Consider the following 7,341-nt stretch of genomic DNA (forward strand, 5'->3'; position numbering starts at 1 on the left):
AACATCTATTATTATCTTCAAAACATTATAGAAAAGACCCTAGAATAAAAATTAAAAGCAATCTATCTTAAACAAACCCAATTCTGCCAAATGATCAAAGCTAATTTTGGCCACTTAAATTGTTCCCTCTTAAAATTGCACTAACTTTTAAGAAAAACTTTTTACCTCTATCTGGCTTTAAATAATCAGGGAAATATGAATATACAACCGCACCTCTACCTGTTACAAAAAGAACACAAGGTGTTCTTTTCAAAGATAAGGTATTTACTATGTCAGGGTCACTAAAAACTCTAAATTTAATTTTATACAACCAAGTAATCCTTTTCATCCGAATAGTATCATTATCAGCATATAAGCCAAAAATATTAACATTTAAACTATCTCCCCAATAAGTCAGTAGCGGAACAATGAAATCTAAACAAGCAGGACAATCACCAGCTCTAAAAACCAAAATTAGAAAGTACTTTGCCTTTTCATTCTTAAACAAATTTAAAACATCTCCTGGCAGTATTTCTCCACTAATGAATTTTCCTCTAAAATCATCCTTGCCTCATCCATATCCAAACTTGAAACAAACTTTAAAATTTTAACATGTCTTAAAATCAAAACAAAATTAAAGAATATTAAAGCGATTATCAAAAGAATTTGAATTTTAACTCTCATGATAACAACTTATCATCATTTACTAAAATTGGATTCGCCATTTAGTTAAAATCGTATCTCTTATACCGAAGAAAAATTTACCATTAAAGCAAGCCATAGATGTTCTCTCTGGAATTTTAAATGAATACAGATAATCACCGTTAAAACTGGAGTACACATCTATAATAGTTATATTTTCCTTACTATCCCAATCCGAACCCGATTTTATAAAAATTAAACTATCTTTAACATCTATACCCATAGTGGAAAATGGTGCATCACGAGGGATTCGCATTCCTGTAGTTCCATTGATAGAGAGTATTTCTATCTTTGGCTCTGGTGTTTCGTCAATCGTTTTACGAACATATTTTACAACTCCATTCTTAATGTCAAAACTAACTAATAAACCTATTCTTTCAAATCCATAATAAACAAATTCACCACCTGATTCCATCCATCCTCCAAGTAAAATTGATTTATTTCCCTGATCTGAAATAATATCTTTCCCAAGATTGAAAACAAAGTTCCCATTTAAATCATAAACCTCAATAAGATAGTCAGTTCTAATCAGTGGCTTTATAACAAGGAACTTATTTTCAACAAGCGTTAATCTAAAGGGTACACTCTTTAATCTTAAAGTTTTCAAAATTTCCCCATTCTCTTTAAAGACAGTTATAATCCCATTTTCAGGATCACATACCCACACATTGTAATTTTTATCAACCTTGAAATCAGTTGGATTTATAAATTCACCCGGACCTTTACCCACTCCCTTGCCATATTCACCTATAAATTTCATATCGTTAGAAAATCGCTTGATTTTCATATCTCCGTAATCAAGAACATAGATATATTTACCATCTGGACTCACTCTTATAATAGCTGGGAAAAGTAAATAAAGGTTTGATTCCCTAATTATCTTAACATTCTTCCACTTCCTTGCCCCGCATATCAAAATATCAAAACAAATTATAAGTAAAGTCACTGTTATTAATAAGTAGCAAAATCGTTTAGACATCTTAAAATTGTTTACTTTATTGTATTATTGTATACGGATAATAACATCTCCCTTTGTCCCACTCATAACAAATAGAAAATCCCGGCCATCCACACCCCAAATTTTCACATCCCCCTGATGATTCTGCACGGGCAACTATATCAGATTTAAAAGATAAATCAATTCCAAGCACAAAAAAGTTAATTGTTAAAAATATGGCAAGGAAAATTATTAATAAAAAATTTTTAAACATATTTTATCACTCCTTATTTAATTACATATTTTATTATCCTTGGATTTGGAATATTACCCTTTTCATCTTGGGGTAATTGTTCAAGAAAAAATAAACCATCTTTATATGCCCCAATAATTGATAAGTTTTGAGGCGTTAAAAGTTCAATTCCACTTTTTATAATTTCACCATCAAGGTTTAATATATCCATAACAAGTTTTTTCATACCCATTTTGTCTTTCCCAAGACTTAAAAGAGTAACAATATAACTGTCATTTAAAAGATATAATCCAGAAACTGGCGTCCATGAATCAAGCCATTTTTGATATTCCATCTGGATTGTTTTTAAATCTGGTTTATAAGGAGCCTTATAAAAAGAAGAATTTATTTTGAATTTTTTAACGATCGTTCCATCACGTGAGTATTTATTTACAACATATTCAACAGGATGAACCTGATAAATAAAACCTTTTGAATCCATAATCATGCCACCACCGGCTATAACAAATGGAAAATCCCACATAAACTTGGGAAGTTGACCAAATTTGTTAACTAATTCACCCTTATTATCGTAAACATATATTACCATTTCATCCCTACCAACACCACCAGGACAATATGTATAAACTTTACCACTTTCATCAACTTTTAATGAAACAACTGGAGATTTTTGCAACTTAAAGGAATTTTTAAACTCCCCATCCTTATTGTAAATGTTAACTCTTCTGTTACCCCTGTCCTCAACATAGATATTTCCCCATGCGTCAAGCGATAGGCAATTTGGCGAGCGATATTCACCAGGACCACTCCCAGCACCTCCTATCTTTTTTAAAAATTTCCCATTTCTGCTAAAGATCAAAATTGCATTACCCAAAGGGTCAGAAATTATATAATTACCTTCTTCTGTGATCACAATATTTGAAATAGAACCAATAATAACATCTGATGATAATTGTATAAGTTCCGCTCTTTTGAAAAAACTCTCAAATTTAAGCTGAAGTAATATCAAACTTAAAATCAAAATTATACAAGACATATTTTAAACCTATTTTTTTATACAAATGGACCTATACAATCACAACATCCATTAGCACAACCTTTTAAACTCCCTTCAGGGAAACAGCAAATTTGAGCACCATCTGGATAAACACAAATACCCCAACTATTACATGCTGAAGGCTCTCTAGCAGATATTCCGTTATAGATACATTCACAGTAAAGCATGATAGCTAAGTTAAAAATTAGCACTGACAAAAAAATTGTAATTAATTTTATTTTTTTCATCTTTCATCCCTCCTTTTTATTTTAAAACTTACCAATGTTAAAAACAAAACAAGGAATAAATTCTCAACAAACATAGTTAATCCAACCTCCCTCTTAATAAACCTTCCAAAACATCCACAATCAGATACATCACCAAAGGCATACTAAACCATTGAAATTAAAACAAAACTTGAAAACCTTACCCACAACCCCAAAACAAGCATCAAACCAAATAAAAACTCAAAAAATGGAATTAAAACTGAAACCACAAAAACTAAAAAATTCGGCAAAATCCCATATCCACGAACTATATCAATAAACCACCCAATATCTATCCCTTTTAAAAATCCCGAAACAATGAAAAAAAGACCTATCGTTACTCTTAAAATTGAAATCAATTTAACAATCATAAACCAAGCCAAAGTTATTTTCTCACTCAAAATTTAAATCATCAAAAATTTTTTGTCAAGAAAAGAGGGAAAATTTTTACGGAAAAAATTTACGGAAATTCTTTACGGAAAATTTTTACACCTTACCCTCACACCAACCCTTCACCCCCCCCATAAAATTTTCAAATAATCCTGAACCAATTTTTCCTTAACTCCAAAATTCTCATCCAACTTTCTTTTAAACTCTAACGGTGAAATACCCAATCTTCTTTTAAAAGCACCTCTAAAAGTTCTAATTCTATAATAGCCACATTCTTTACAAACATTTTTAAAATTAACTCCCTCCGAAATTAACTTTATCGCTTTTTCAAGGCGAAATGTTTCAATGAGTTTATGCAAAGTTATTCCGTAATTTTCAGCAATGAAATCATATAAATATGAAACTGAGACATTGAAATAACTCGCTACCTCAATTACACCGAAATTCTGATTTGAAATATTCTCCCGAATGACTTTTTCCAGATTTCTCTTATTAAGAAGCATAATCATCCCCAATTTTAATTCTCATTTTATGATTCTGACTTTTGAATCGTGTGCGAGGTTATAGTTTCCCTCAACGATTATAGTATCCCCGGGGCTTATCCCGCTTTTTATCTCGTAAAATTGCTCATTTTCACGACCAAGTTCAACATAAAACCATTTAGAGCGTCCTTGATCTTTGCCATCGCCTTGATAAACAAACACAACTGGTCTGTTATCCCGCATAACAACTGCCCGTCTTGGGATGATCAAGACATTTTTATAAACTTCGCTCTGAATTCTCACTGTTCCGAACATGCCAGGTTTTATTTTATGCTCGGGATTTTCAACTTCTATTATAACTTTTCCAAGCCGTCTTTCAATATCAATATAAGGGTTTATTTCAACAACTTTACCTTTGAAAATCTTCCCGGGATAAGCAACGAATTCCACCTCAGCTATATTTCCAGGGCTAATCTTTGCCACCTGCATTTCTGTTAACTCAGAGATTATTCTAACTTTTGATATATCAACAAGCTTCATACATTTTTGCCCGGCTGTGACATAACCCCCGGGCGTCAATTCGCAATCAGCTATATATCCCGAAAATGGAGCTTTTATCTCCGTATAGCTTAAATTTAATTTCGCCCTTTCAAATTCAATCAAGGCTCTATTTAAACCACTTTTATTTGCGATCACATCCTCTCTGTTCACATCGCTATAAACAAGCAAAGCTTCGTAATCTCTTTTAACCCTCTCAAGTTCTACTTCACTTATTTGCCCCATTTCAAACTTTTTCTTCATATCTTCATAAATAACCCTCAAACTGTCAATTTCCCTTCTAAATCTTTCAGGATTCACACTCCCCGGGACAATACCTAACTTCATAAGGTTATACTCAACTCTCGCATCAAGCAAATTATTCTCCGCCTGTTTTAATGCCATCTTAAACTCCGTATCATCAATCTTTAAAATTAATTCCCCTTCCGTAATAAACTTGCCATTATAAACATTTAAGTTAACAATTTGACCGCTAACTCTTGGGATTATATCAATCTCACGAGCTGGTTTTGCTAAACCACCTGCGCTTATCCACTGTATTAGGTCACCCTTCCTTGCAACATCAACTTTAACTGGAAAAATTATTTCACCCGTTTCTACTTCTTTTAAAGTCGCAATTTCCTCATCACTACCCCCAGATAAAATTAATCCCAAAGTTAAGATCACACCACAAATTATGAAGATGCCGACGAAGATTAAAAACCTCTTAAGTGAAATTTTTCCCACCATATTCAACACCTATAATTTATTTAACGATAATTTTGTAAAATACCGGGATGACGAAGAGAGTAATTAACATTGAAAACAAAAGCCCACCCGAAACAGCAATAGCAAACGGATACCAGAGTGAATATATATTCTTTGTAAAAACAAATGGTATAAATCCAGCTATCGTCGTAAAATTTGTTATCAAAATTGGTCTAACCCTGCTAAAAGAGGCCGATATCAGAATATCGTCATAAACTAAATCTTTAACTTTAACACCTGATTTTGAAATTGAATTTGCCATCTTATCAACAAGAATTATTCCATTATTAACAGATAGACCTATTAAAAGTATAAGACCTGCATACCCGCCTCTACCGAAATTAACATCAAAAAGGTAAAACACAGCAAATAAACCTATTAGAGACATAGGAACAGATAATATTATGACAAATGGCTTCTTAAAAGATTCATAAAGCGAGGCGGTGATCATAAAAACAAGGCAAACGGAGACAATTGCAATTAATATCAGTGGTATTTTCTCCCTTTCACCAAATGAAAATAAATACTCAGGTCTTTTCACCTCATATCCAGGAGGAATTTTAACACTTTTTATAACAGCATCTGTAAATTTATTTCCGTAATGATAAGGACCTTTGAAGTTAAAGGTCACATATCTTGTATATTGTTGATTTTCACGGCGTATTTCTGGCATCGTCGGGACAAACTCAACTTTTAAAACATCACCTAATTTTATACTTCTATCTCTTATCACGAAATCAGATTCTAAAAGATCTCTTACATCAATTCCGGTATCCATACTTCCCGATTTTGAAATGTTGATTTTCAATCCAACCTTTTGATTCTGTATCTTCACATCAAAATTTCCAAGCGACATTCTTAATTTCCCAGCGATAAAATAAATCAACTCACCAAGATTAATTCCGTATTTGCCGAGCTTTTCTCTATCAATGGAAGCAACGATTTCATATTCCTTTGACATCCATGGCACTCTATCAAGTTCAATATCCGAAACCCTTGGATTTTGTGAAAGGATTTCACCTATGTTCTGCGCTATTTGTTTTACGACATCATAATTGTAACCAAGAATTTGAATTGAAAAACTTGGTGCAAGCTCTCCGCCTGAATAAAAACCGGGTCCAAATCCGTAAACAGATGTCGTAAATCCACTTGTTTGAGCACATAACGAAACCAAATTTTCCTTGATTATATAGGGTATTGATGTCATCGCAATTTTATCGTTGAAATCAACCCTTATAGTGGCGTATCTACTGGATATCCAAGAGGTGAACTTTTCTATGTAATTAAGGTTTTTTTCTAATTGTTTTTCAATTTTTCTAACAAACTCATCAACTCTTGAAATCTCTGTGCCTTGAGGTGCCATTATGCTAACCACTATGTATGTCTCGGCACCCCATCTCCACAACTCGCCTTTGTAAACATACTTGAAAAAAAGATGTGATGTCCCCCCAAGTATATGGTCAATATAAGGTCTAATACTGCTATAAAATTCACTTGAAAAAATCTTATTGTAAAGTCCTGCGATTTTAACAAGTGAAATTTTCCGCCCAAAAATTTTAAATCTATCTTTACCCTCCTTTATCTCAATTTTTTCTGGCAACATCCACACAGGCAAACCGAAAAGCAAGATAATCAAAGAAAGGACAAGCCATTTATGATGTAAATTCCAGCGCAAAATTTTCGTATAAATATCTGAAAGAAACTTCAAAATCCAAGTTTTGTTCTTCGGCTTAACCCTGTTTAAAACCTTGAGCGAAGCAATTGGTACAAAAGTCAACGAGACCAAGAGAGAAAAAATAATAACAAAACCAGCAGTAATTGCAAACTGAATAAAGTATGGCTTCAAATTTTCAGGAAGCAGGAAAACAGGTATAAGGGCACCAACTGTTGTAACCGAAGCTGCGATAACAGGCAATCTCATTTCATTAACCGCTGTAAGGATGATCTCAACACCAAATTCTCTCCGCTCCTCAAAGTATCTTTGTATGTTT

Annotated in this window: 9 protein-coding genes; all 9 read right to left on the reverse strand. The window is 32.9% G+C overall.

Features of this window, described 5'->3' with window-relative positions; translation table 11 throughout:
* Window positions 1–100: 100 nt before the first annotated feature.
* Window positions 101–487, reverse strand: coding sequence for a hypothetical protein (locus tag AT685_RS07435; RefSeq protein WP_072152150.1), 387 nt, complete (start codon window positions 485–487; stop codon window positions 101–103).
* A 2-nt stretch (window positions 488–489) separates the two neighbouring features.
* On the reverse strand, window positions 490–663 hold the full coding sequence (locus AT685_RS08480; protein ID WP_159420505.1) for a hypothetical protein: 174 nt from the start codon (window positions 661–663) through the stop codon (window positions 490–492).
* Between the two features lie 22 nt (window positions 664–685).
* Entirely contained in the window at window positions 686–1,660 is a 975-nt protein-coding gene (locus AT685_RS07440; protein ID WP_143713175.1) for a 6-bladed beta-propeller, read from the reverse strand.
* A gap of 245 nt (window positions 1,661–1,905) precedes the next feature.
* Window positions 1,906–2,907 carry an NHL repeat-containing protein gene (locus tag AT685_RS07450; RefSeq protein WP_072152153.1) on the reverse strand — a complete coding sequence of 334 codons (1,002 nt, stop codon included), beginning with the start codon at window positions 2,905–2,907 and terminating at the stop codon, window positions 1,906–1,908.
* Window positions 2,908–2,924: 17 nt separating this feature from the next.
* Window positions 2,925–3,155, reverse strand: a complete 231-nt coding sequence (locus AT685_RS07455) for a hypothetical protein (RefSeq protein WP_072152154.1) — start codon at window positions 3,153–3,155, stop codon at window positions 2,925–2,927.
* A gap of 143 nt (window positions 3,156–3,298) precedes the next feature.
* Window positions 3,299–3,544: a MauE/DoxX family redox-associated membrane protein gene (locus AT685_RS07460; RefSeq protein WP_072152155.1), complete on the reverse strand. Its 246-nt coding sequence runs from the start codon at window positions 3,542–3,544 to the stop codon at window positions 3,299–3,301.
* Between the two features lie 141 nt (window positions 3,545–3,685).
* Complete coding sequence (locus AT685_RS07465; RefSeq protein WP_159420506.1) at window positions 3,686–4,066, reverse strand: helix-turn-helix domain-containing protein; 381 nt, start codon at window positions 4,064–4,066, stop codon at window positions 3,686–3,688.
* A gap of 21 nt (window positions 4,067–4,087) precedes the next feature.
* Window positions 4,088–5,332, reverse strand: coding sequence for an efflux RND transporter periplasmic adaptor subunit (locus tag AT685_RS07470; protein ID WP_072152157.1), 1,245 nt, complete (start codon window positions 5,330–5,332; stop codon window positions 4,088–4,090).
* A gap of 16 nt (window positions 5,333–5,348) precedes the next feature.
* The coding region (locus tag AT685_RS07475; protein ID WP_143713176.1) for an efflux RND transporter permease subunit at window positions 5,349–7,341 on the reverse strand (1,993 nt) is incomplete at its 5' end.

The organism is Candidatus Kryptobacter tengchongensis (genome assembly GCF_001458555.1).
In the GTDB taxonomy this organism is placed as follows: Bacteria; Bacteroidota; Ignavibacteria; order Kryptoniales; family Kryptoniaceae; genus Kryptonium; species Kryptonium tengchongense.